18 protein-coding genes are annotated in these 23,873 nt (G+C 39.8%); 9 read left to right on the forward strand and 9 right to left on the reverse strand.

The annotated features are described in order from the left end of the window. Positions 1–17 precede the first annotated feature (17 nt). Positions 18–1,808: a M1 family metallopeptidase gene (locus AHMF7616_RS08305; RefSeq protein ID WP_115375510.1), complete on the reverse strand. Its 1,791-nt coding sequence runs from the start codon at positions 1,806–1,808 to the stop codon at positions 18–20. A gap of 477 nt (positions 1,809–2,285) precedes the next feature. Here AHMF7616_RS08305 and AHMF7616_RS08310 point away from each other — a divergent pair, with 477 nt between their 5' ends. The 6 genes from AHMF7616_RS08310 (at position 2,286) to AHMF7616_RS08330 (ending at position 7,266) form a co-directional block, all read left to right on the forward strand. Next, entirely contained in the window at positions 2,286–3,962 is a 1,677-nt protein-coding gene (locus tag AHMF7616_RS08310) for a L,D-transpeptidase family protein (RefSeq protein WP_115372463.1), read from the forward strand. A 234-nt stretch (positions 3,963–4,196) separates the two neighbouring features. Beyond that, a complete protein-coding gene (locus tag AHMF7616_RS08315; protein WP_115372464.1) occupies positions 4,197–4,577 on the forward strand; it encodes a hypothetical protein in 381 nt (126 codons plus the stop codon). Positions 4,578–4,605: 28 nt separating this feature from the next. Continuing rightward, complete coding sequence (locus AHMF7616_RS26345; protein WP_158546121.1) at positions 4,606–4,764, forward strand: hypothetical protein; 159 nt, start codon at positions 4,606–4,608, stop codon at positions 4,762–4,764. A gap of 203 nt (positions 4,765–4,967) precedes the next feature. Next, positions 4,968–6,326, forward strand: coding sequence for an exodeoxyribonuclease VII large subunit (gene xseA / locus AHMF7616_RS08320; protein WP_115372465.1), 1,359 nt, complete (start codon positions 4,968–4,970; stop codon positions 6,324–6,326). 5 nt (positions 6,327–6,331) lie between these two features. Beyond that, complete coding sequence (gene xseB, locus AHMF7616_RS08325) at positions 6,332–6,550, forward strand: exodeoxyribonuclease VII small subunit (RefSeq protein ID WP_199474156.1); 219 nt, start codon at positions 6,332–6,334, stop codon at positions 6,548–6,550. Positions 6,551–7,020: 470 nt separating this feature from the next. Further along, positions 7,021–7,266 carry a hypothetical protein gene (locus AHMF7616_RS08330; RefSeq protein ID WP_115372467.1) on the forward strand — a complete coding sequence of 82 codons (246 nt, stop codon included), beginning with the start codon at positions 7,021–7,023 and terminating at the stop codon, positions 7,264–7,266. A 109-nt stretch (positions 7,267–7,375) separates the two neighbouring features. Here AHMF7616_RS08330 and AHMF7616_RS08335 read toward each other — a convergent pair whose 3' ends face one another. The 4 genes from AHMF7616_RS08335 to AHMF7616_RS08350 form a co-directional block, all read right to left on the reverse strand. Further along, positions 7,376–8,122: a LytR/AlgR family response regulator transcription factor gene (locus tag AHMF7616_RS08335; protein ID WP_115372468.1), complete on the reverse strand. Its 747-nt coding sequence runs from the start codon at positions 8,120–8,122 to the stop codon at positions 7,376–7,378. Next, positions 8,119–9,159 carry a sensor histidine kinase gene (locus AHMF7616_RS08340; RefSeq protein WP_115372469.1) on the reverse strand — a complete coding sequence of 347 codons (1,041 nt, stop codon included), beginning with the start codon at positions 9,157–9,159 and terminating at the stop codon, positions 8,119–8,121. Before AHMF7616_RS08340 ends, AHMF7616_RS08335 begins: the two co-directional genes overlap by 4 nt. Before the next feature lie 82 nt (positions 9,160–9,241). Further along, positions 9,242–10,090, reverse strand: a complete 849-nt coding sequence (locus AHMF7616_RS08345) for a LiaF transmembrane domain-containing protein (RefSeq protein ID WP_147275632.1) — start codon at positions 10,088–10,090, stop codon at positions 9,242–9,244. Between the two features lie 214 nt (positions 10,091–10,304). Then, entirely contained in the window at positions 10,305–12,836 is a 2,532-nt protein-coding gene (locus tag AHMF7616_RS08350) for an Ig-like domain-containing protein (RefSeq protein ID WP_115372471.1), read from the reverse strand. 394 nt (positions 12,837–13,230) lie between these two features. Here AHMF7616_RS08350 and AHMF7616_RS08355 point away from each other — a divergent pair, with 394 nt between their 5' ends. Next, positions 13,231–14,640 carry a hypothetical protein gene (locus tag AHMF7616_RS08355; RefSeq protein ID WP_233507410.1) on the forward strand — a complete coding sequence of 470 codons (1,410 nt, stop codon included), beginning with the start codon at positions 13,231–13,233 and terminating at the stop codon, positions 14,638–14,640. Between the two features lie 368 nt (positions 14,641–15,008). Here AHMF7616_RS08355 and AHMF7616_RS08360 read toward each other — a convergent pair whose 3' ends face one another. Then, on the reverse strand, positions 15,009–16,553 hold the full coding sequence (locus tag AHMF7616_RS08360) for a sensor histidine kinase (protein ID WP_115372473.1): 1,545 nt from the start codon (positions 16,551–16,553) through the stop codon (positions 15,009–15,011). 5 nt (positions 16,554–16,558) lie between these two features. Next, positions 16,559–17,713, reverse strand: coding sequence for an acyl-CoA dehydrogenase family protein (locus AHMF7616_RS08365; protein ID WP_115372474.1), 1,155 nt, complete (start codon positions 17,711–17,713; stop codon positions 16,559–16,561). A 328-nt stretch (positions 17,714–18,041) separates the two neighbouring features. On the opposite strand from AHMF7616_RS08365, the gene AHMF7616_RS08370 reads away from it, so the two are divergent. Both AHMF7616_RS08370 and AHMF7616_RS08375 read left to right on the forward strand, forming a co-directional pair. Further along, entirely contained in the window at positions 18,042–18,440 is a 399-nt protein-coding gene (locus AHMF7616_RS08370; RefSeq protein ID WP_115372475.1) for a response regulator, read from the forward strand. Between the two features lie 82 nt (positions 18,441–18,522). Further along, a complete protein-coding gene (locus AHMF7616_RS08375) occupies positions 18,523–19,047 on the forward strand; it encodes a DinB family protein (RefSeq protein WP_115372476.1) in 525 nt (174 codons plus the stop codon). Positions 19,048–19,303: 256 nt separating this feature from the next. Here the strand turns inward: AHMF7616_RS08375 and AHMF7616_RS08380 are convergent, their stop codons facing one another. Both AHMF7616_RS08380 and AHMF7616_RS08385 read right to left on the reverse strand, forming a co-directional pair. Beyond that, a complete protein-coding gene (locus tag AHMF7616_RS08380; protein WP_115372477.1) occupies positions 19,304–20,509 on the reverse strand; it encodes a zinc ribbon domain-containing protein in 1,206 nt (401 codons plus the stop codon). Between the two features lie 683 nt (positions 20,510–21,192). Then, a complete protein-coding gene (locus AHMF7616_RS08385; RefSeq protein ID WP_115372478.1) occupies positions 21,193–23,769 on the reverse strand; it encodes a phosphoenolpyruvate carboxylase in 2,577 nt (858 codons plus the stop codon). Between the last annotated feature and the right edge of the window lie 104 nt (positions 23,770–23,873).

Genomic DNA, 23,873 nt, shown 5'->3' on the forward strand with positions numbered 1-23,873 from the left:
TCCTTTTAAGAGCATTTTTAAAGCCCGAGAAGCTTTTCCACGGATTGCCGGGTAACAGCATGGTAATTAGCCCGGGCTTTTTTAAAAATTTGCTGCGCTTTTTCTTTTCCGGAGCTATTCTGAGCCAATAACCGGTACAAGGGCAACACAAATTTGCGTCGGCCTACTTTCATTAAAAATTCCTCCAGAGCAGCAGATATCGGCTGGTAATCTGCTTTTATTCCCATTTCAAACCAAGTAGCGGCAATTTCGGCGTTCTTAGATTCCGTAAAGTGGAAAGTAGCATCTAATACTTTCAGGATACTTGGGTTTATATTTGTTTTAATTAAATGAAAGCAGTAAAGCCATTCGTGCGTGGTCCAGTGGTGGGTATTTTCTCCAGCCGCAGCTGGATTTACAAACCAATTATGCACAACTTCCTCCACCAGAGTTAAACGGGCAGATTTTACCTGAATTGCTGTATCGGGCAGTCCGGGCTGATAAATCCAATTTTCTGGTTTTACTCGTAGCTCAAGCAAGTCTTTCTCCTGGGAAAAATAGGAAAGTAGAAATTCCAGAAAATACTCGGTGGTGTTCGACTGAAATTTAAAATTTTTAAAGTATTCCGTTATAAAAGCATCAAAGCGGGGGCGGCCAACCACATTTTCCAGCGTGAGTAAAAATAAATTACCTTTTTCGTAAGCAATTTCGGTAAGTCCGTCATCCGGATCCCGGTTGGCCAAGTGTAGTTTCAAACAAGTATCAGGGTTAGTTGGTCCTAATTCGTTTAAAGTTATCAGTAAATCCTGAAATCCCAGCACCTTCAACATATCCGCATAATCCGCCCCATATACATTTTCCATAATCCGGCGTTCAAAGTACACCGTAAATCCTTCGTTTAGCCAGAAATCATTCCAGGTGGCGTTGGTTACTAAATTGCCCGACCAGGAATGCGCTAACTCGTGGGCAACTAAACTGGTTAGAGAGCGGTCGCCGGTAATAATGGTAGGAGTAGCAAAAGTGAGACAAGGGTTTTCCATGCCTCCAAACGGAAAACTGGGCGGTAAAACCAGTAAGTCGTAGCGACCCCAGGGGTAAGCGCCGTATAATTGTTCGGCCACGAGCAGCATATTTTCCATTTCGCTAAACTCATCAGCCGCTGCTGACAACATAGCTGGTTCGGCGTAAACCCCCGTTCTGGTGCCTATTTTTTTAAATTCCAAGTGCCCGACGGCCAATGCCATTAAGTAAGAAGGAATAGGATAGGGCATGGTAAAAGAATACCGGCCCGTTTCGTTTGACTCCTGCGGGTTGTGGGCGCTCATCAAAGCCAAAAATCCAACCGGTACTTGTACTTGGGCCGTGTAGGTAAATCGGATGGCCGGCGAATCCTGGCAGGGCAACCAGGTGCGGGCCAAAATAGCTTGCGATTGCGTAAATAAAAATGGAAACTTGCCCCCGGCGGTTTGTTCCGGTGCTAGCCACTGGAGAGCCGCCGCCCCCGGGGGCGTTTGGTAAATAATAGTAATTTCTGCCGTGTTATCCTGGAGTTCAATTTCTAAGGGCTGCCCAATATAAGGCCGTACAGCGCCTAGTGTAAAAGGAGTAGGGTAACCATCGGCTAATACTTGCTGTATAATTAGATCTTGCACATCCAGAATAATCCGGGTGGCCTTTGGTGCTTTATGAATGGTATAGCAGGCTTCCCCGGTTAAAGTTTGTGCCGCAAAATCAACTTGCAAGTGCAGTTGTAAATGCGTGACCATGGCTGCTTGTGGTTGAGCAAAGCTATGCGGATCTTGTACAGGCAAAGTTTGGTGTGAAAGCATAAAACCGTTTAACATTTAGTTTAGCAAAGCAAATTTTAAAAATTTAAATATTTTATGAGATTAAAATTATTTCTTCTATTCAGGAGCCATGCTAATTATTTCACCTGTATACTAATCTTTATAAATACTCGGATAAAATTAATTAAAGGCATAATTATAAAGTAAAGTTCTCACCAATAGTGTCTTATTAATCGAACAACCAACAACTAATAACAAACAACTACTTACATCATTTTTACTCAAAATACAGGCTTGGGTAAGTAGCACAGCATCTTAGGTTCTATGAAACCGAGCTGCTAAAGAAGGCGAACATTTTTAGATTTTTCCAGTAAAAACAACTATCCAATTATTATTTTCTAAACGGAATTTTTTTAAACGGAAATATTTCTGATAAAAAACTATTGCCATTCCGCTCCTTGTAAGCAATAATCTGGTTTGTGAGTAAAGAAAATTGATACCTGAATTTGACCTGAATCTATGATTTACCAACGCCACTATTACCAATACAATCAATTATTTATTTTTATAATTTTTCTGCTACAATTAACTGCTTGTAATAAATCTAAAACCAGCACCAAAGAAGCGGGCAACGAACAGGTTGCCAAAACTGATAGTGTTTTTATAGAAAATTATTTGAAGCAAGAACCAAAATTAAAAAAATACCGGGCTACTACGATGCTGTTTTACCGCACCCGGAACTATCGCCTGGGCTGGTTTAAAAAAGATAAACTCGTACCGCAAGCCAACACATTTTTGCAAGTAGTAAGCAAAGCCTCTCTTGAAGGATTAAACCCTGCCGATTACAAGGTCAAAGATTTTAACGCTTTGTTTAAACAATACCAGGGCACGCAAGATGATTCATTAAAACAAAGGTTACAACAAAAAATAGACGTGGCCTTATCCGCGGCGTATTTTAATTATGCATCTGATTTTTACCGGGGCACGGTTAACCCCCGGGAACTGGATAACATTGAATGGAGCGTAAAACGTAATAAAATTAAATTGCACAAAGCCCTGCAAACCATTTTACGCGAAAGAAACAGCCGCTATCCGTATTACCAGTTCGAACCTTTACACGAGGAATACGACCGATTGCGCACGGCTTTGGCACAATATCGCGAAATTCGGAAGAATGGCGGTTGGCCCAAAATAGTAAATGTTACGAATAGCCTTAAAGTGGGCCAGACTTCGGCGGCAGTACCTTTGCTGCGCCAGCGTTTGCTGCCCCCCAACCAAGCAATAGTAAACCGGCCGGATTCTTTGGTTTACGATGCTGAACTGGTAAAAGCCGTAAAAGATTTTCAGGAAAGGCACGGCTTAAAACCCGATGGCAGTTTAGGAAAAGAAACTTTGCGTTTGATGAACGTATCGCTCGATGACCGGATTGATCAGATTATTATAAACATGGAACGCTGGCGCTGGATACCCAAACCCAAAGAAATGGAACGCAAACACATTTTTGTGAATATTCCGGCGTATGAGCTTTATGCTAAAGATAAGGGCAAGACCGTGTTTAACATGCGGGTGATAGTGGGTAAAGTCATGAACTCTACGCCTATTTTCAGTGATAAGCTCGAGTACATCGTATTTTCACCTTATTGGTACGTTCCTTACTCCATCATTGAAAACGAAATGATGCCTCATTTACTGGCAGATCCCGGTTGGCTCGAAAGAATGGATATGGAAGTAGTGCAGGGGAGTGGTAAAGCCACGACTCCGGTAGATCCTTATTCTATAGATTGGAGTGCAATCACCAAAGAAACGTTTAAGTATGCTATTCGGCAAAGGCCCGGCCCGAAAAACCCGCTGGGTGATATAAAATTCATTTTCCCGAATGAACACGAAGTGTACCTGCACCATACCGCTGCGGAACAGTTATTTAATCAAACACAACGGGGTTTCAGCCACGGTTGTATCCGGGTAGAGAAGCCGGTGCAATTAGCCGAGTTTCTATTAGCTGATAAACCACAATGGACGGAACAGACCATTCTGGAGGCCATGCACGCCGGCGAAGAACAGTACGAAAACTTAAAAGAAAAAGTACCGGTTTACATTGTATACTTTACTTCGTGGGTCGATGATCAAGGGGGAATCCACTTCCGGGATGATATTTACGGCCACGATAAAGAATTGGAGAAAGAGTACTTTAATTAATCAGGAAATAAATTAGGGTAAAAACAAATGCTCCGTCCAACGAAAATTTAAAAAATCATTTTGAAAAACAGCTGGTAAGTGCTTTTACTGGCTGTTTCTATTTTAGGTGAATGGGATAAGAAAACTCAGTGTATTGCGGGTTAATTTAGTTAAAGGTAACTTTTACCCAGCGGTTAAGTAAATAGAACAACAAGTTATAAGAATGAATAAGTAAATATTTTTACCATAAAAGCTATGAAAAAGAAAATGTATGTATTTTTGCTGGCGTTAGCCACGGCCGGGGTTGCTTGTCAGTCGAAAGATCACAAGACTCCCCCGGAAGGGTACGGCGCCGGACAATACGAAAACAACCAAGCCGATAACCCAACCGACAATAGAAATACCGGCACGCAATCGCCTGTTAAAATAGAACCGGACAGTGGTATAGTGGGAATGGATAGTGCCAATATGGCTAAAAAGCCGGGTCAAAATAGTGCGGAGGATCCGGATGCGGCCCGGGCCACGTCTATTACGGAGAATAATGCGGGCACCTCCGAAACCCGGGGGGCCGAAAATAATTCGCCGAGCCGGCAAATGCCGCAAACGAATAAACCTAAAAACCAGAAAAACCAGTAAAATACGCTATAAAACCCTTTAATTAAACATGAGAAAATTAATCTATGCCGGTATGCTGGCGCTTACGTTTCTTTCCCTACAAGCCTGCGAAATGCAAAGCGACCGGGACAATGACCCGGCTAAAGATGCGGCCCACAAACGAAATCACCGGGCCGATTACGCGGAAAAAGCGCAAGAGTCGCACTAAAGCCGGAACCATATGAAGGATAGCAACCAAAGCTATCCTTTTTTATTTCAAGTCAGGGAAGTGGTATTTGCCGAGCCTCAAAAGTTTAACCTAATTTTTTAAATTTGATCTGCTTGCCTTTTCCACCAGCAAGTTGCGGGTTTAATTATTTTGCCATTTCTGGAACAGGATTATGACCGGAAATCGTTAGATTTGTTAGTAGTATGCAAACATCGGCTCCCTTAAAGTTATCTCAGCTTAACCAATTAATTCAGTATGCCATTGATGGTGTATTCCGGGAGCAGACTTATGCCGTAATTGCCGAAACTTCCGGCATAAAAAATTATCTGGATAAACGGCAATGTTATCTAACGCTAGTCGAAAAATCCGAGCATTCTAACGAAGTGTTGGCCTCCATACAAGCTAAAATATGGGGTAAATGTTACCACACCATCCGTAACTTTGAGGAAACTACCGGTCAGGTTTTTAAAGATAATATTGAGGTTTTATTTAAGGTCCGGATTCAATATCACATATATTACGGTCTCACGGTATTAATTGAAGAAATTGATTGCAATTACACCATTGGCAAACTAGCCTTAACCCGGCAAGCGGTGTTGCAAAAGCTCATTGATCAAAATCCGGATGCGGTACAGTTAATTAATGGTGAATTTCTTACCCGCAACCGGCAGTTAACTTTTCGGCCCGTTATTCAACGTTTGGCTTTAATATCTTCGGCCCAAGCCGATGGGTACAATGATTTTGTACACGAGCTTTATTTAAATAAATACCAGTATACTTTTCAGGTAGATGAATATTTTGCGCAGGTACAGGGGAACGAAGCAGCCAATCAGATTTGCCAGCAATTAATTCAAATTTTTCAGTCTAATATTGCCTATGACGCGGTGGTAATTGTGCGGGGTGGGGGAAGTCAGTTAGATTTTAGTGCCTTTGATACGTACACGGTTGCCCGGGCGGTAGCCCGCTTTCCCATACCCATTATTACGGGTATTGGCCACGAACGCAACGAGTCGATCTGCGATTTAATGGCTCGTTTACCCACTAAAACTCCTACCAAAGCGGCTGCCACCATTGTGGCGCATAACCGTACTTTCGAAGAAAATTTATTGCATTTGCAAAAAAGAGTTCTTTCTAAAACAAACGAAATTTTAGGAGCACAAAAATTAATTTTACAAACCTTACACGCCCAGGTTATCCGGTATGCCCACCAATGTTTACATCAACAGCAACAACGTTTGCGGCCCTTATCCGGGATTGTTATTCAATTAATAAATCGGCTGGTTTATAATCAACGATTTAAGCTAGAGAAAGTACATTATCGCTTAAGTTGCAGTATTGAATCTTTTGTTAAAACAGAACAGCATAAATTAGCCAGTCTCCGTAATACCATTAAACTTTTAAGTCCGGAGAATGTGCTGAAACGGGGTTACGCCATTATTTTTCGGGGCGATACCATTATTAAAAATGCCACTGAAGTAAGACCTGGTGACGAGATTACTACCATCTTCCAGGATTCGGAAATTATCAGTACCATTAAGGAAACACGATCTAGTTATGAATAAAGAAAATGATGAAAGTGAATGAGGATTTGACCTACCAGCAAGCGTTAGTGGAACTGGAAAATATTGTGGAAGCTTTAGAAGACGAAACTATTCCGGTAGATGAACTAGCCTTAAAAGTAAAGCGAGCTTCAGATCTAATTGAATTTTGTCAGGCAAAACTAACAGAAACAGACACCGAAGTGAAAAAAATTCTCACCTATTTAGAAGATAAAGCAAAGAAATAGCATATTTTTTAAAATATTTTTAAAAAATTTTTTCTATAAATAATACTTTCTGATTACTTTTTTTACTTGTCTTTTTTAATTCTATATAATAAATTAAGTACAATTTATTTTAAAACTATCCGCATTAGATTACTTAAAATCTAAATTTTTAAAATTTTCTCTCTAAAATATTTACAACTAATTAAAATTTATTGCTCCAGTTGTAAATTCATCAGCTATTTAAATATTTACATTTAAGTATTTATGATGCGTAGTAAGCGTTTATGTACTACCGATAATTCTGGAACTAAGCTCTCGGTATTTTTGTGGTAGGGTTGCATAAATGCCTCATTTTCATAGTATTCATACATATTTTGTAAATGCGGGTTTGTTAATGATAGCCCACGTAACAAATTTCTCATTTATGCAGTATTATACTTCAAAACTTGGAGTACATAAATTAAGGTAGGACTTTTAACAGGAACAGGAAAATGAAAGAAGTTAATCAAACAAAAAGCGCATCCACCGGGTGGATTAGTACAGGAAAAGATTCTGCCGCAACCGCTGGTTCTAACCAGTCCGGAAAAGTAGCGGATGAAAAAATTGTTAGCCGCGTATCTTTTGAACCGGATCCTTATGCTCAAGTTAGTTTTAACACGTATCAGGCTATTCTGGACAGCCGCAACCAAATGTTAGGTTCGGTAAAACCAAGTTTGTATAATTACGATGTAGATTAACTTTACGAAATTCATATAAAAAAGCCGCTGGTTCTCCTAAGACCAGCGGCTTTTTATTTTTAGGTAATTCTTGTAATAAGAGATTATAGTTTTTAAATTTTTGTCTTTGTTACAACTGTAATACGGCTTTTAATTTGGTGTATCCGGCTCGGCTTACCGGAATTTCGGCACCAGACCGGAGCTTAGCCATATACGTATCTTTCTGATAAGGGTCCAAACGCGTTATTTGAGCAATTTGCACCATGTAAGACCGGTGCACCCGCACAAACTGTTGAGCATCCAACGATTTTTCAAAATAACTCATAGTCCGGTTTTTCAGGAAGGTGCCGTATGCTGTATGCAGGTTTACATAATCATCATCCGCAGCCAAATATTGAATATCATCTACCGGAATTATATTTATTTTATGGCCCAACTTAACCACTACGCGGTCGTGGCGTTCGGTAGATTGGGCAGCGGTGTCTAATAAGGCAGCTGTTTTTACTTTGGTATCCGGGGGGGCTACTTTTTGTTCCAGCAACTTATTAATAGCTTTTTCAAACCGCTCCTGGCTAAAAGGTTTCAGCAAATAATCAACGGCATGCGCCTCAAAAGCTTTTAAGGCATATTGATCGAAGGCCGTAGTAAATATAACAGTAGGGGGCTCTTCAATTAATTCCAGCATCTCAAAGCCGTTTATTTTCGGCATCTGAATATCTAAAAAAATTAAATCCGGTTGGTGCTGTTGCACGGCTTTTACCCCTTCAAAGCCATCGTTACATTCCTGCAAAACGTGGATTTGCGGAAATGCCTGCAAATATTCGAGTACCAGGGAACGGGCCAGCGGTTCATCGTCAATAATTAATGCTTTTATCATAGTTGCGGAATAATTAAAATGGTAGTAAAAACCGATCCATCCGTTTGCGTGGTGAATAAATCGTTTCGGGCAAAGAGTAAGTACAAGCGGCGCTGTACGCTGCTTAATCCAAAACCCGTGCCTTGCCGGGGGCGGGCGGTTTGCGGATCAAAAGGATTTTGTACGGTCAGTCGCAAATAGTTTTCCAGGCATTGTGCCTGTAAGCTGATGACTACCGTACCAGTGGTATCGTATAAACCAAATTTAATGGCATTTTCTACTAAAGGTTGCAGCAGCATGGGAGGGAGGTGCATTTCGGCGCAACCTGGTTCAGCGGTAATTTCGGTTTGCAGGCGGTGGCCAAACCGAACTTTTTCAATGTCCAGGTATAGTTGCAAATGATTTAATTCCTCGGCTAAACTCACCCACTGGTCTTCTTCTTTTTTTAAAGTTCCCCGCAAAAAATCAGATAACTGATGGATCATGTGCCGGGCTTCCGCCGGCCGCGTGCCTACTAGAGCACTAATAGAATTTAGGCTGTTAAATAAGAAATGTGGGTTTAGCTGTTCCCGTAAATTAAGCAGTTCGGCTTCGCGGGCCAGTTTTTCGGCATGAGCCCGCCGGCGTTGGTGCGCTTTTTGGTCTTGCTGGTTATGCCAAATAATGGTAAGCATAGTAACCCAACCCATGGTAAAAAAGCCAAAAATAAACCGGATAGGTAACGAACGAATCAGAAAAACTTCGTAGTTGATTTCGTCTTCGTTGCACAAGAGTAAAAATTCAAAAGAGGTAAAAAGCCACATCAAGGCAAATACAGTACAGTACGAAAGCAAAAACCAGTACTGATCGGGCCGGGGGCGATAGAAGCGCAGGATATTTACCAGTATAAAACCCATCAGAATCAACAGAACCGTACTGATACTACTATCCGATAAAACTACATTGCCTTCCCAACCAAAGCTATTGAGGGCATAAGCTTGCAGCAAAGCCAGCACCAACCAGCAAAAACTTAAGGCCAGTAATAAGCGGGGTTGCGTAAATGGGGAGGAAAACTCCATAATGCTGTTTAGCTGGAAAGGTATTAAACGGTTTTTTAAAATTTATGAATGGTCAGCTATGAATATCTAAAATATATCTATCCTAAATATAACTGGTTATTTCAATGCCTCCCATTAAGGCTACGCCTTTTAAAATTAATACTTTGGGGTTGGCGCCATTGGTATTAGGTATAATATTCCGTTTATCGTCGATACCACCCATAACAGCCGTTATCTCAGAAATTACTTGCCAATTAGAAGGTACAATAAGCTTGCAACCGCCCATAATTAAAGTCATATCAATGATTACCCGGCCGTTTATATCAGCTTGAGCAAAATTTAATTCGGCTCCGCCCATAAAAGCGGTAATATCAGCGCCCGTTACATTTTTAGACAAAATGTTACGTTTAATACCACCTAGTACCGCGGTAATTTCTACAAACTCACTGTTTTGATTAGAAGAGTTTCCCGCATCAGCGTTTTGGGTGGCATACATGGGATATTCTTGCTGCTGGGTATAAGGGATTGGTTCCGTGGTGTTGAGGGAAGAAGCACCCGTTGTTGCGGTTGCATTGTTTATAAAGCGTTCCCGGCGATTTTGCCAATGTTGCCGACGTTCGGCACGGTCCGGCCACGAACGGTTGCGGTTTAAAATCATAAATAAACCCGCGCCAATAATAAATAAGGGCCAAGCATACCGGGTAATATGGTAAATCGGATACATTTGGTCGAGCAAAAAGGCTACTCCTAAACCAATTAAGATAAACCAGGCAAAGTGGCGGAAGCCGTGTTTAGCTCCGTTTATTAAGCCAATTACAATTAAAATCATGGGCCAGGAAAAAAGCCACTGGGGAAAATAGTAACCCATTTGGCGCAGTAAAAAAATTACCCCAACGGCTACAATTATTAATCCGGCTACAATTTTACCAGATGGAGAACTTGTATGTTGCATGTTCATATGTAAAGTTTTTAGGGAAGATAGTGCGCTTTAAGCTAGCTTAGCAACTGCTATAAGGCAACTAGGAACGAATTATCGGTAAATAGAGGTGAAAAGTCGGTGAAATGTATTGTCGGGTATTACTTAAATTACTGCTTATTTCTATAAATAAAAAAAGAGCGGCTACCTAGTAACCGCTCTTGTAAAAAATTTAAAAATAAGCTTAGGTTTATTCCACTACTACTCGTGTTTGCGTACTTCCAGAGTTGCCGGCTGCCTTAAGTATGTAAACACCGTGTTGTAGCTGCTGCTTCACTGTAATGTCGCTGGTGCCGGTACCTTGCGCATCCGTTACAATAGAAGAAGTATGAACTACCTGGCCTATTGCATTATACAGGTTAAATATAACGGGTTCCTGAGCCGCAAAGTTTTTAACTTCCACGTGCAGGTTATCTCCTGGATTTGGATTAGGGTATACACTTACCGCCATATTAGCTTGTTCGGGCGTAGCGGTAAATACCTCGAGGGTAGATGCATACGCTTCGGTCGCGGTAGCGCTGGCAGCCGGCGTATTTGCTTTTAGTAAAGTAATCCGGGGCTGACCATCGCCATTGCCATCGTAGTACTCGGAGATATACAAGTTACCGGTTTTTACATCTTCAATTATATCTAAAGGATTAGCAAACGGCCGACGGAAACCAGGTACCTTAATGCCTTCGGTAGCGGTTATTTTGCTTTTATTTGTGGCATCGGGGTCCAACACCATAATATCATCGCCGCCACTAAAACGGCAAACCAGCATTTTACCTTTTAATTTGCCGTTAAAAGCATTGCTCTTGTATTCAATAATCCCGTTTGGCGATTTATTTAAACCAAAGCTGTAGGCGTAGCCCCGGTAATTGGGCTCTTTTGGGGTACCTACTTTGTAGCCAGATACTTCGGCCGGATCGTTGCCACTGGTTGGATTGCCTCCGTTTAAGATATATTCATTTCTTAAAGGATTGGGATGACCGTAGTAACCCCCTTTTACCACCCGGAAGAGAAAATCACCCATGGTTTGGCGCACATCTGACATGGCAGGAACGGTTGCTCCGGAGTAAATCGTACCATTCGACCATTTTGTACCTTTTACCAAAGCGGGGGTATTACCCCCCGCCGCGGAGCCATTGGTGGGTACGTACAACTCCCCGTTAGAATGCCACACTAAATCGTAGGCGTTGCGCACCCCCGTTGCAAATATCGTTACAGGTGCACTAGAAGAATAAGGGTCATACCGGTATCCTTCTTGGGTTTTTACGTTAACCGGCAAACCTTGCTGTTGCGCTTTTGCTAAATCAAGGCGTAGTATCGCTCCATTCAATAATTTTTCAGGCCGGTTTCCCCAAGCACCATCTAAAGCACCCATTGCCGAGTTACTACCCTGCGGAAAATACAAAGCGCCATCTTTACCAAAGTCCAGGCTGTTAGTCGAGTGATCTTTGTAGGAGCGGGGCAAGTTAATCACGAAGTCAGTTACCTTGGGACTAGATGGAGTAGTTAAGATAATCCGGGAAATCTTACCAGACCACTCCGGGGCATTGGTAAATACAGGAGCAGAGTGGCTGATGTAAGCAACTAAGTTGCTGGAAGTAGCATTAGGAGCAAATCGGAAACCAATTAATAAACGCTTAGCAGAACCAAAAGGCGAAATGGTTACGTGGTTCGTAATGGTACCATCTGACCGGATATCCCAACGCTCAATTTTACCAGCAGAAGTAGCGGCATATAAGCGGTGGTCTGGTCCGATAACTAAAGTAGTAAACCCGGCAGTTCCAAAAGAATTCGTTATTAAAGTTTTTTCCGTAAAAGCAACATTGCATAAGTAGCCGCAATCCGGGGACGATGTAGTGGTTTTGAACTTAGAGGTAAAAGGAATTAAAGCGTTCCCGTTATCATCCTTTACACCATCGGTTATTTGGAATTCGTAGTTGGTATTAGGGCTGAGCGTAGCCGATAGAGTTACCGCATCGCCTGCAGCGGTAGAATTAACCGCGGTACCACCAACCAATGACTTACTAGTTGAATACACTTTGTATAATCTAACGGTATTGGTATTGACCGTATTGGTGTTAATGTAATTACCTCCCGGATATTTTAAATCCACCGATATAGATTGATCTAAATCAACATTGGTAGAGCCATTAGTGGGTCGTACTGCTGTAACATACGGGCGCACACTGGTGGTACCCGTATTTACCGTAAAGTTAATGGTTAAAGAAGTACCAGCTGTACCGGAACCAGCTGCACCGGAATAAGGTGTACATTTTAAAGTATAACTGCCATTAGTAGGAATCCAGGGGTTATAGTCACCGTTTGAATCACCGAATAAAGCTAGGGGAGGATCCGTTTGCATTTGGTTATGAATTTGCGCCCCGGTTAAAGTAAAATAAACGCTACCAACTTTAGATGGATAAGTATCAGCCCGAACATTTAAATTTTTGGTAGGGAGCTTAGATAAATACAGGGTAGTGCCGTTCGTTAAAGTTTGAATAGGCTGATCGGTATCGGCATTGATCAAAGTAAAACTCGTTACTTTTTCGCCGGCGAAAGCAGCGGTCTGGTGGTTAGTTGATTTGATAACCTTAGTAATTTTACCGGGATTGGAGGCAAATACAGGTAGATTGATTTTAATGCTAAAAATAAAAGCAAGAAGCAGGACCGCAGATACCCGTTTGTTTGGCAGACTTCGGGTTCTGGAATACATGGTAAATTCTTTTTTCATAAAAGTTAAAGTTGGGAAAGATAGGTAAGTGAAGATCTAAATGCAGATTTTTTTAAATTAGTCTAAATGAACATAAATATAATTACATTTTTATTGGTTTCTAAATTTATATAAAAAATATTATAATAAAGGATGTATTATTTACTTTCTAATGATTAGGAAGTCTAACCTTTAAAAACTAAAAAATTTTACCTTTTGGCTATAGTATCAATTTAAAGCGTCAAGAAGCCATACTTGTACTTAAATATAAATAGTGGTAACAAAATATTTAATATATTGTACAAAAATCTGGAGACTCATAATTTTGATTATAAACCTTATTTTTGAAAAATCCTGCCTGACACAATAGCCTTTTTGAAATACTAAAGCTAAAATTATCTTGAAGATTACATCGATGAAATTAAAAAACCAGTTCGTTTTCGCTATATTTTATTTGGCACTGGCGGCCATGAGTTGTACCAATGAAGAGCAAGATACTCTTGAACCACAAATCCATGTTATTTCCGAAAAGCTAACTGGGGTAAGCCCGACTATTGTTGCTAGCAATATAGGAAAACCAAATAATTTTGTTGATTATGCCGAAGGCCAAGAAGTATTTGACTGGGAAAACCTGGCCTACTTACCATTACCCCCGAACAACTCTTCTGTTCCGATGCCATGGAATAGTAGGGCAAAAATGCAGTTTAGCGAGGATATACGAAACGATTACAAAAAATCGGATGGTTGGGAATTGTATCTGAGCAGTTTTTCTACAAAATTCCGGGAAGGATCATTAACCTTTAGCCTTTATAATAAATATCGAGGAGTACTACGCTATTATTTTTTTATTGGTTCAGGTACGCAAAAGTTTCAGGATTATAATATTCTACAAAGCCAGGTGAGCTCCGTGGAAGAATCTCCTTTACTAAATTTTACCAGCCAATACCTAGTGGATGTCAATAAAAATGTTCCGCATTCCATGGGTTATGAACCTCAATTATTTAGAGATTCCTCGTGGTATGCGGTAGAATATGAGCTAGCGTATGATAAAAATATCTATAGCAAAAATTCTAATGATCAGATAGGGCTTGATTTTGCTATGACAAAGCAAAACTCTCTTCTAGTAAACGGACAGCAATTACCTGAATTAAAGACAAAAATCCGGGTTTTTGGTACGCATGATATAATTAGCAACACAATAGCGGCAGATGCCTACTATTTAATTTATGGTTACCAGGATTTAAATCAGATAGCTACTACCTTGCCCAGTAGTAATCTGGAGTTTTTTAATAATATATACGATTCTAATGTACTAAGTGCCATAAAAGCCGGGACACAATCCATGCACGTATTATGGAATACAAAATTAAACTTACAATTAGCTCCAAATGGAGTTGGTGTATTGAATGAGTCATTTGTGATTAGTGGGGCTAACCTATCTAGCATTCAAGGTCTAGGACCGTTTTATAATAAAGCTTTAGGTATATTTTATTTGAATAAGAAGCCTACATACGTAAAAACAACTAGTTCTGAAAAAAGCCATCCTTACCAATACACGCTTGCTATAAATTCGGTGGAGTATTTGTTCAACCCAGCAGTATTAGAAATTGCCAAGATCGAAAACCTGCAGCAAGAACTAATAGCTACAGAAACAGAATCATTAATAGAAAACAACAAAAGAGCTCCGCTATTTTCAGGACAAATTTTAAAATCAAATAAACCGCTCCATATTCAAGGCGTGAAGGTGAGTTTTGAAGTTGTGCCGAAAGATGGCGGAAATAAAATCCTCGTTGTAAAAACGTTTATGGCGGAGGAAGAAAATTGAAATTATTTTTTCGTTAAAACAGGATAATTTACAATAGGAGACCACTCCATAATTCAATATATGAACTCAAAAATGAAGCTCCTTAAGATTTTAAATCGTCGAGATTTTCTATTTAACATAATATATATTATAGGACAATTGGTAAGTTCCTGAAATAGCTTTACACCAATTATGTGAAGCCATGCATAAAAGGAATTTTAAAGGCAACTCTCAAGAAGCATTTTCGCCTACCGAGAAAGAAGGATTGTTTAAGAAAGTCGATCTGGTAAGCTGACCACCAAACAATATTGAAATTAGAAAAAATAGCGGACTGGTAATTTTATTCGCATATAGATTTCATAACTCTATCTTAAAGCTAAAATCAAAAATTAAGCTATTTTTTTGGTTCCAAATTCCGGCAACCGGATGGTGAATACTGAACCCATGCCTTCTTCACTTTCTACTTGAATTTGACCGCCATTATTTTCAGTAATTTTCTTGACAATATATAGCCCAACACCACTACCCACTACATGGGTATGCATGCGTTTAAAAAGTTGAAAAATACGTTCCCGGTTTGCAACCGGTATACCCAAGCCGTTATCTTGCACGACCAGGTGAAACTCACCATTCTCTAGCCTAATGGTAATTTGGATATGCGGTTGCCTGAAGGGGGAATGGTATTTAATAGCGTTGCTTACTAAGTTGTAAAAAATGCTTATAATATCTCTTTTGGGATAGCGGAATTTAGTTCCTGATGCCGCATTTAATTCGATATTAGCTCCCGTAGCAATTATTTCCCGCTCTAGAAGTTGTTTTATTTCTTCTAGCAAATCATTCATATCAATCAGAGTGGCTTCTCGTTCCGAGCTTTTCTGGATTCGGGAAACGGCAGTTAAATCTTCTACGGTTTGCTTAAAGCGCTGAATGGATTTTTTAATATGAGCTAAATCCATGGCAACCGTAGATTCAGCGCCCAGTTCTTCTTCTAATGAGGTCACTAATCCTTCGATGTTTAAGATAGGTGATTTTAAATCATGAGAAGCGGTATAGACAAAGGTATCCAGGTCGGCATTAACGCGGGCCAGGTGCGCATTTAGCTCTTCAAGTTCTTCCAGATGCGCTTGGGTTCGTTTTTGCGCTATTACGGGGGCGGTAATATTATTCAGGAGAAGCAGCTTGTAATTACTGGCAGCGTTCATATTTATTGGCGTAAGGGAAAGCTCCCAGTATTGGGAGCTTTCAGACCATTTTACCTCAACCACCTTTTTAGATTCCCGCAGATAACTATCCAACAAAAAAGAATTTATCTTTCCCTGGGTTTCTTCCGGAAATAATGCTAAAACCGCATTTCCGAGCACATTTTTTTCTGATTGTTCAAATAAGGTTAACGCGTAGCGATTAATACTATAAATGGTACCGGTATCAGAAATAAGAATAACGCCAATAGGTGCTTCTTCTAATGCCTTCGTGGTGAAATCCGTCCGGACCTTTTCCAAAATATTGGGCGCAAATCCTTGCTCAGAGAAAGAAGTACGTTTTATTTTGGCAAAGCTGCGCCGTTGCGAGGTACGCAGAATGGCATCTTCTACAATAGGAGCCATCCGCTGCCCAATCTCATTGGAAATGCATTGTACCGTAGGGCCGATAAAAGGAGAATATTGTAATGCCTGTTTGATTTTAGTATGGGTGTTACTATCGTCTATCAGCAAAATGGAAATATATTTATCATGTGTATAGGCTTCTTGGGCAAAACGAATCGGGTTTGCAACTTCTTCTCCAATTAATAGTGCCTGGTAATGGAGCAGTGTTTTGCAGCTATGCGGGAAATTATTTTCGGTGATTCTTTCAAAGACAACATCTAAAGCCAGCATACCGTTTTGCAACAAGTCCAAGGAGGTCTCGCGCAGACCAAGGGAAAGTATTGAAGTCATAGAAATTAGTTATCGAGGATGGGCTGCTCCAATAGAGCTCTTCCTAACCAAGTATACAAGATATCGGTAGTGGGAGACATAACGTGCGCGGCGCGAGCATCACGCAGCAATACATCTAGCCGCGAATGCTGACTATACGCAATGCCTCCCATCAGAGTCATCGCCTCGTTTACGACTTCCACGCAACAATGCCCTACTTCGGCCTTAGAGGCCAGTATTGGCAATACGGCGGCCGCCGTATTTTTTTCTCCTTCTCGAGTAGCGTGATAAAGTAATTGCCGGGTTCTTTCTATTTTTGACCATAAGAGGCCTAATCGATGTTGCAGCAAAGTATTCTGACTCAAAGTGGTTCCGTTGTGCCGGTAACTTCTTTCCATTAAGTGCTTTCGGGCTTCATTAAAAGCCGCTTGCGCGATGCCTAAATACGTACCCGACATAGCGGTGAGAAAATAAGGAGCTACCACCTGAAAGATATACCAGAGTTGGTCGCCGACTTCTCCCAAAAGGTTTTGCGCCGGAACTTTTACGTCTTTCAGAAATAGCGTTTTAGAAGAGTTGCCGCGCATACCCAGTCCCTTCCACTCGGGACCCCACGCGAGTTCTAGCGTATCACCTCGCAAAACCATGCAAGAAAATGCCTCTTGCGAAGCTTCCGGATCTACCCCGAGCGTGGAAAGCACATAAGAATCGGCTTTGCCGCCATTGGTAACAAAGCTTTTGTTGCCATTTACCAGATATTCCGCTTCGGACAAGGCTAGTAATTGGGTTTGTGGATAATAGAAATGAGCGCCGGTACCCGGCTCACTTAGGGCCAACGTGGTAAGATGTTCGCCAGCGGCGATGGGTTTTAATAAGTCTTGCTGCTGCTGCGCCGTAGCTTTGGCACCAATTACCGCTGATCCTACGCAATGCATACCAAAGCAAAGCGCCGTAGAACCGGATACTTCTCCTAAAATTTCACAAGCTTGGGCTAGGCCAGTTAAGCCCTGACCAAGACCGCCCATTTCTGTAGCTACTACCAGGCCGCCTAATCCCGCTTTTTGCAAGGCCCGAATACTTTGTTCCGGCCAAATGCCTTGTTCATCCACTACTAATGCTTCCTCTGTGACGGTAGATTTTGCGATAAATCTTACAGTTTCCAGGCTTTCTTGTAAATTCATTTAATGATTGTTCTAAAAGCTACTTATTTTGGACTGGAATATACTGACCATTTTATTAAAAAATTTATTTTTAAAGCATATTAAAGGTTTAAGAAAGAATATAAATTTTTATGTACTTTCTTTTGGGCTTGTACTATTTAAATATATAAAGTTAGACATACGTTTGTATTGATTGATTAGTTTGTCCTATATTAATGCTTATGTATTCTTATACTTACTTAATAAATTATTCTAAATGAATGGAAGTTACTTTATCCATCCAGAATAGATTACGTAGTATTATTTTACGTGAGTTCGCAGTCTACACTTTTGATTAATATAGTAATATATGCTTAAGATCTCTTGTACCTTACTGGTAGACGACGATGAAACCACCAACTACCTAAATGAAAGACTTTTTAATCGAATGAATATTACGGAAAAACTGCTCGTGGCTAATAATGGATTGGAAGCTTTAGAGGTTATTGATCGCAACTGCCCGGAGAAAAATTGTCCCGCCCTTATTTTGTTGGATATCAATATGCCTCTCATGGATGGATTTGAATTTTTGAAAGCTTATGAGCAGCTAAACTTCACTCAAAAGCAGTCAGTCGTCATCATCATGCTAACTACCTCCCTCAATCCGCTTGATATTGAAAAAGTTAAAGGGGCAAATGTAGCGGGTTTCCTCAATAAACCTTTAACTAAAGCAGCATTAGAGCAGATTGTAGAGCAGCATTTTGCATAAAACAACTTAAATTTATAATTGTTGTTTCATCCTTCAGCATTTCCCAAATTACTGTATTTACTCCAAGTAAATTTAGTTTAATATGGCAGAAAGTTCTCAATTGGAAGTATGGCTTCGTGGACCTTTACCGGATATGACGGCTGAATTACAACCGCTAGCACACGCTTTATTACAAGCGCGCGAAGAAGTTAATGAACTTACCAGAAGTTTCCCGGAAGAATTGCTTTGGAAAACTCCCGGACCAGTTGCCACAGTAGGATTTCATTTACAGCACCTTACCGGGGTGTTAGATCGATTATTTACGTACGCTCGCGGCGAGGCCTTACAAGCAAGTCAATTAGAATTCTTAGCGGAAGAAAGCAAACCAAACCAGGCTAGATTAACATTGGCTTATCTTCAGGAAAAGTTTAACAATCAAGTAGAATTGGCATTAATTCAATTAAGAGCAACTGATAAAAATCAATTAACGGCGACCAGACTCGTTGGCCGGGCTAAAATTCCTTCCACGATGCTGGGATTGCTTTTTCACGCCGCCGAGCATACTCAAAGGCACGTGGGGCAATTATTAGTTACAATAAAGATAATAGAAAATCAAAATAGGAAGTAAGTTTAAATATTTCAAGTTTTACTTAACATAATATTTGAACAACTTAGTGAATTGCTACCGAGTAAAACAGTTTATGATTGCGATAATGGTTAGAGCATGTTTAAATTTTAAGAAGTGTTGAATTATCTGTTTAAACCTTTTCTGAATAATTTTTAAAAATCATGCTCTATACGGGAGGCTTATGCAAGTATAATCGTCCATTTAAATTATTTGCCTCTTGACTTTTAAGAAGTTAAAAATTTCAGCATGCATGCTCTTAATTGCGTATGGGTAGTTTCTCTTCCACGTAAATCTCCGCTTGCCGGGTTAGCTTCCAGCCGGCTATACTTTGATCTAAAATTTTTTGAAACCAGATCCGCTCGTTTTTTAAGTTAATGATAATTTGCTTTAAATGCGCTGGTTTTCCGCCTAAATTTAAAATCCGGTAAGCATAATCAATGTTTCCTTCGGTAAAATATTCCTGGTGATTAATTTTGGTTATGTAGTAAGCTATGGTTACAATCCGGTTAGGATTGCCATTACCTGGATTTTTTTGCCGAAAAAAAGATTCTAGAGATTCTTTGTAGCTATTTTGGTAAACATCAAATTCATTAGGAACAATGCTGTTAGCCACTACTTTCCGGGAAACAGGTATACTGCGTAGGGTGTTTGGCCGTGACTGGGCGCTACTACCTGTTTTGCGTGTAAATGAAGACTTACTTTTTTCGTTCGCTTCATTCAGGTGCAGCAAGCTTTTTACTTTTTGTAAACCAGCTGAAGTAAAACGAAACTCGTTATCTTTTACCGTAGCAATGTATTTTTTAAAAAGTGTTTTCCAATTAGTGCCTAAATTTTTGAACCGCGTTTCCGTTTTCCGTTTATCTTTATATACCTGCCAGACTACATCTTTGGTAAATGTATTAACTCCATAATTAGAAAAGTAAAAAGCAAACAGCAACAGCCACTCGTTTTCTTTACAGTTTAACTTTATCTCTAAATCATTTATGTGCGGATAATCATTGATAGATGCAACTTGCGTACTACTTTGTTGATTTGGTAATTCAGCTTGTCCAGAGTTACTAGTCAATTCAGCTATTTGTGCCAGATTCTCCTTTTCTGAAATACTAGTTAGCTTGGAAGTAGTGTAGGAGGTATCCGCCATGTTATTTATTAAAGTGTTTTTGTTTTTAAGTAAATCTGCAATTACTTCTTTTATCTCTTTACCAACTTCATTGGTAAATTGAATTTCGTAAATTCTTTCTTCTTTATTTTCGCGCAGTTTAAAAGTATTAACCAGGTTAGGTGCTTGTTTGGCTGTAACCGGAGTACCACAGGCCATGCAGTTATTAGCACCCGGCTGTAAAATTTCTCCACAATTTTTGCATCTAAATTGATTGCCGCAATCAGAGCAATAAAAAGCTTCCGCCATAATAGGCAAATCACATTGCCCGCACTGCATTACTAATTTGTCAGAAGTACTCATTTTTGTAAGTCTAAATGCCTAGCGAGATATTTAGCTAAATATAAGATTAAAATTTAAAATATAAGAAATTTGTAAAAATTTTGTGAGTTATGGATAACTATCGGTTATACACATTTGTAAACAATTATGGATAACTTTATGTTATTAACACCTGTTAAACTTTAAGATAAACTATAATTAAATAATATTTCGTCTTATCTTTTAAACACTTAATTCATAATTGAGATGAAATATTTATAAGGTTTATCTTAAAAAATAATAAATTAAAGATATTTAACGAAATAAGATAAGATTTTAAATTAATTAAGTTGAAGGTACGAAGGTACATTTCTTCTCTTTAGAATTAGTATGATCCTTAAGTAGAGATTAGAGTAAAGTTTATAATATTTAGAACAACAGATGGAGCTAAATAGGTGGAGCTAGTAACCAAAAGAGGCTATGGTTTAGGAAGGAAATTGGTAATCAATTAAATAGAAGAATTATGAAAAAAATAATCAAAAGTAAGGTTGCTTACATCTCAATTATAGTTTTAATGAAAGTTAAAACAGTTGTTTGTTTTGCTACTCCCCTACCCTACCGTAGTTGTAATAGCTTTTGCATAGTTTAATTACAAAAAGCACAAAACTTAAAAGCTCTAAATAGTAAATACTTAGCGCTTTTAAGCTAAACAATAAATTAAAATACTAGGCTGAATTCCGCTCCGCATTGATTATACCAAAGGAACAACGCATAACTAGCTTTTCATAGATTTTCTTTTCTTCGGCTTCTTGTTGCTGTTCTTCCATAGTACGTATTTTGGTAAGTGCGTACTGCTGTATTGTAATAAGTGGTAATTCAATTCGCTGGCGCAGGTGTATAGAAAGCTGATCAATGGGTTTATCCGCCATTAATTCTTCACTGCCTGCTAGCTCCAATAAATATCTCTTAGTTCTCTCGAATTCTTCGTACATGATTTTCCAAAGAATTCCATACTTAGGATGTTTTGCCAAGTAAGCCGTAACCGGAAAACTGCATTTGTTCATAGCCATTTCGCAATTATCCAGTAAAGTTTTAAAAAATAAGGATCCTTCGTATAGGGCTTTTAACTCTGGCCACTTACCAGCTTCTTTTAATTTCTCCAGCGCGGTACCTACGCCGTAAAAACCGGGAACATTTTGTTTTAACTGACTCCAAGCTCCTACATAAGGTACTGCTCGCAAATCATCGAGATTTAATTGACCGGAATTACGTTTAGCGGGTCGGCTGCCAATATTAGCTTCGGCGTAGTATCTTAGCGGACTCACAAAAGTCAGGTATTCCAGAAAATCCGGGTGATTTTTGAGCATATTGTATGCGGCAAAGCTTTCGTTGGCTAAAGTTACCAATAATGCTTCCTCGGGTTCGGTTAAGGTTTTCTCTCGTGTCGAGAAAAGCGCATTGCTGATACCTGCGTGCACCAATTGCTCCATGTTGTAGCGAGCAGCATCTACGGTGCCAAAATTTGAACTTATAGTTTGTCCCTGGATAGTTAGCTGAATTTCTTTATTGGCAATGTTATGGCCCATAGAAGCATAAAACTGATGTGTTTTGCCTCCACCGCGTGCAGGCGGCCCTCCCCGACCATCAAAAAACACGACTTCCACTTCGTATTGTTTAGAAATAAGGCTGAGCATCTCTTTTGCCTTGTATATACTCCAGTTAGCCATTAAATACCCGCCGTCCTTAGTGCCATCTGAGAAACCCAGCATAATGGTTTGCACGTTGTTGCGCTGTTGCAAATGGTGCCGGTAAATCTTATTCTCGTATAAAATTTTCATGACGGTACTGGCATTCCGCAAATCTTCTATGGTTTCAAAAAGCGGAACAATATCTACCGTAATACTCTCCGCGGACCAGCCGCGTAGTAAAAACAAGGCGTATACTTCTATAATGTTCAGGGCACTGGTGCTATGGCTTATAATATACCGATGGCAGCCCGCTTCTCCGTTAAACTGCTGAATAGTTTGGATGGCTTCTAATGTTTCCAGCGTATCTCGGAGTAAAGCATCTTCAAAAAATGCAGGTTGAATGGTAGCATTTATTTGCAACAAAGCTTTAATTTTATTTTCTTCCGAAAGCTCCAGGTAATTGGCCGGTAATATAGTAGTATGTTTAGCCAGAACTTCTACTAGTTTTGTATGCACCGACGAATCCTGCCGGATATCCAGGGAGGCAAAATGCAAACCAAACAAATCTACTTTGTTCAGAAAAGAATCTACTTGATTTACGAATAAGCCATTATGTAAACGCAGGATGGTACTTCTAATTTCCTGCATGGTTTCTTTTATTTCGGAAACCGATAAATCGGCTCTATAGCCCGGCACAAATAGATTATTGTATAATCGTTGCTCTAAATCCGCTAATTTGCCGGCTACTCCTTTAAAAGTTAAGCGTTTTTTCAGGCGACGTACTTCCAGATAATACGATTTTACTATACCTCCTCGCAATGCTTCTGCTACTTTTAAAGTATTAGGCGCAGTTACATACGGGTTACCATCCCGGTCACCACCCGGCCAAAAACCCATTCGTATTAAAGGATTTTTTAAATTTATGGCATTCGGGAAAGTGTTTTTTAAATAAGATAAGATTTGACCAGCGGCCGTATAAAAGACATTTTCCAGGAACCAAATCAAATTAACGGCCTCATCGTAAGGAGTAGGTTTTTCTTTCTTAAAAAAAGGCGTTTTACCTAGTTGCTGCAAATAAGAGTTAGCTAAAGCGGTATTATTACTTGTTAGAGCTTTGGATAAATCGTTAATAATCCCAAGTACTTCGCTGGGATAAAATTGTGTTGGATGAGCCGTTAATACTAAACGCACTGAAAAGTCGCGCAGCTTTTCGGCCAGGTTATCCTGTGCGCGATGCTGCATTATTTCGGCTTCTAAATGCTTCAGGGTACCGATTCCCTGCATATCGTTTATTTCGTTAAAAGCGGCATCTTCTAAGGCATCGAATAATACTACCTGGCGTTCGGCAAATTGCACAAACCGGAACAACAAATCGGTCTGCTCTTGCTCGGTGGCGTAAGAAGTATATTGTTTAAAAAAAGAATCTATAATTTCGTTGGGGCTAGATTCTTTTTTCAATCCTTCTTCGCAGTGCAACAGAAATAATGACAACAGCACTCCTGTTTTTTCGACCCGGTAAAAAGGGAGTGACGAAAAAAGGCTATTATACATTTCGTATTTAAAACCTACTAGATTTCTGAATTTGTGCAAAGAGCCGTTGGAAAGGGCAGTCATCGTAAGGGGATTTTTATTTTCGGAGCAAAGCTAGAATTTTATTATAATTTATATAAAGTAAAGCGCAACTTTTAAAAAATTTTTATAAAGAAAAGCTTTTTTGT

Source organism: Adhaeribacter pallidiroseus (assembly GCF_003340495.1).
Classification (GTDB): Bacteria; Bacteroidota; Bacteroidia; order Cytophagales; family Hymenobacteraceae; genus Adhaeribacter; species Adhaeribacter pallidiroseus.

What these genes read in the sequence shown, in the direction of transcription:
- AHMF7616_RS08305 (WP_115375510.1), bottom strand. Translation starts at nt 1,808, where the DNA reads ATGCTTTCACACCAAACTTTGCCTGTACAAGATCCGCATAGCTTTGCT.
- AHMF7616_RS08370 (WP_115372475.1), top strand. Translation starts at nt 18,042, where the DNA reads ATGCTTAAGATCTCTTGTACCTTACTGGTAGACGACGATGAAACCACC.
- AHMF7616_RS08375 (WP_115372476.1), top strand. Translation starts at nt 18,523, where the DNA reads ATGGCAGAAAGTTCTCAATTGGAAGTATGGCTTCGTGGACCTTTACCG.
- AHMF7616_RS08355 (WP_233507410.1), top strand. Translation starts at nt 13,231, where the DNA reads ATGAAATTAAAAAACCAGTTCGTTTTCGCTATATTTTATTTGGCACTG.
- AHMF7616_RS08315 (WP_115372464.1), top strand. Translation starts at nt 4,197, where the DNA reads ATGAAAAAGAAAATGTATGTATTTTTGCTGGCGTTAGCCACGGCCGGG.
- xseB (WP_199474156.1), top strand. Translation starts at nt 6,332, where the DNA reads ATGATGAAAGTGAATGAGGATTTGACCTACCAGCAAGCGTTAGTGGAA.
- AHMF7616_RS08385 (WP_115372478.1), bottom strand. Translation starts at nt 23,769, where the DNA reads ATGACTGCCCTTTCCAACGGCTCTTTGCACAAATTCAGAAATCTAGTA.
- AHMF7616_RS08350 (WP_115372471.1), bottom strand. Translation starts at nt 12,836, where the DNA reads ATGAAAAAAGAATTTACCATGTATTCCAGAACCCGAAGTCTGCCAAAC.
- AHMF7616_RS08310 (WP_115372463.1), top strand. Translation starts at nt 2,286, where the DNA reads ATGATTTACCAACGCCACTATTACCAATACAATCAATTATTTATTTTT.
- AHMF7616_RS08365 (WP_115372474.1), bottom strand. Translation starts at nt 17,713, where the DNA reads ATGAATTTACAAGAAAGCCTGGAAACTGTAAGATTTATCGCAAAATCT.
- AHMF7616_RS08345 (WP_147275632.1), bottom strand. Translation starts at nt 10,090, where the DNA reads ATGCAACATACAAGTTCTCCATCTGGTAAAATTGTAGCCGGATTAATA.
- AHMF7616_RS26345 (WP_158546121.1), top strand. Translation starts at nt 4,606, where the DNA reads ATGAGAAAATTAATCTATGCCGGTATGCTGGCGCTTACGTTTCTTTCC.
- AHMF7616_RS08330 (WP_115372467.1), top strand. Translation starts at nt 7,021, where the DNA reads ATGAAAGAAGTTAATCAAACAAAAAGCGCATCCACCGGGTGGATTAGT.
- xseA (WP_115372465.1), top strand. Translation starts at nt 4,968, where the DNA reads ATGCAAACATCGGCTCCCTTAAAGTTATCTCAGCTTAACCAATTAATT.
- AHMF7616_RS08380 (WP_115372477.1), bottom strand. Translation starts at nt 20,509, where the DNA reads ATGAGTACTTCTGACAAATTAGTAATGCAGTGCGGGCAATGTGATTTG.
- AHMF7616_RS08340 (WP_115372469.1), bottom strand. Translation starts at nt 9,159, where the DNA reads ATGGAGTTTTCCTCCCCATTTACGCAACCCCGCTTATTACTGGCCTTA.
- AHMF7616_RS08360 (WP_115372473.1), bottom strand. Translation starts at nt 16,553, where the DNA reads ATGACTTCAATACTTTCCCTTGGTCTGCGCGAGACCTCCTTGGACTTG.
- AHMF7616_RS08335 (WP_115372468.1), bottom strand. Translation starts at nt 8,122, where the DNA reads ATGATAAAAGCATTAATTATTGACGATGAACCGCTGGCCCGTTCCCTG.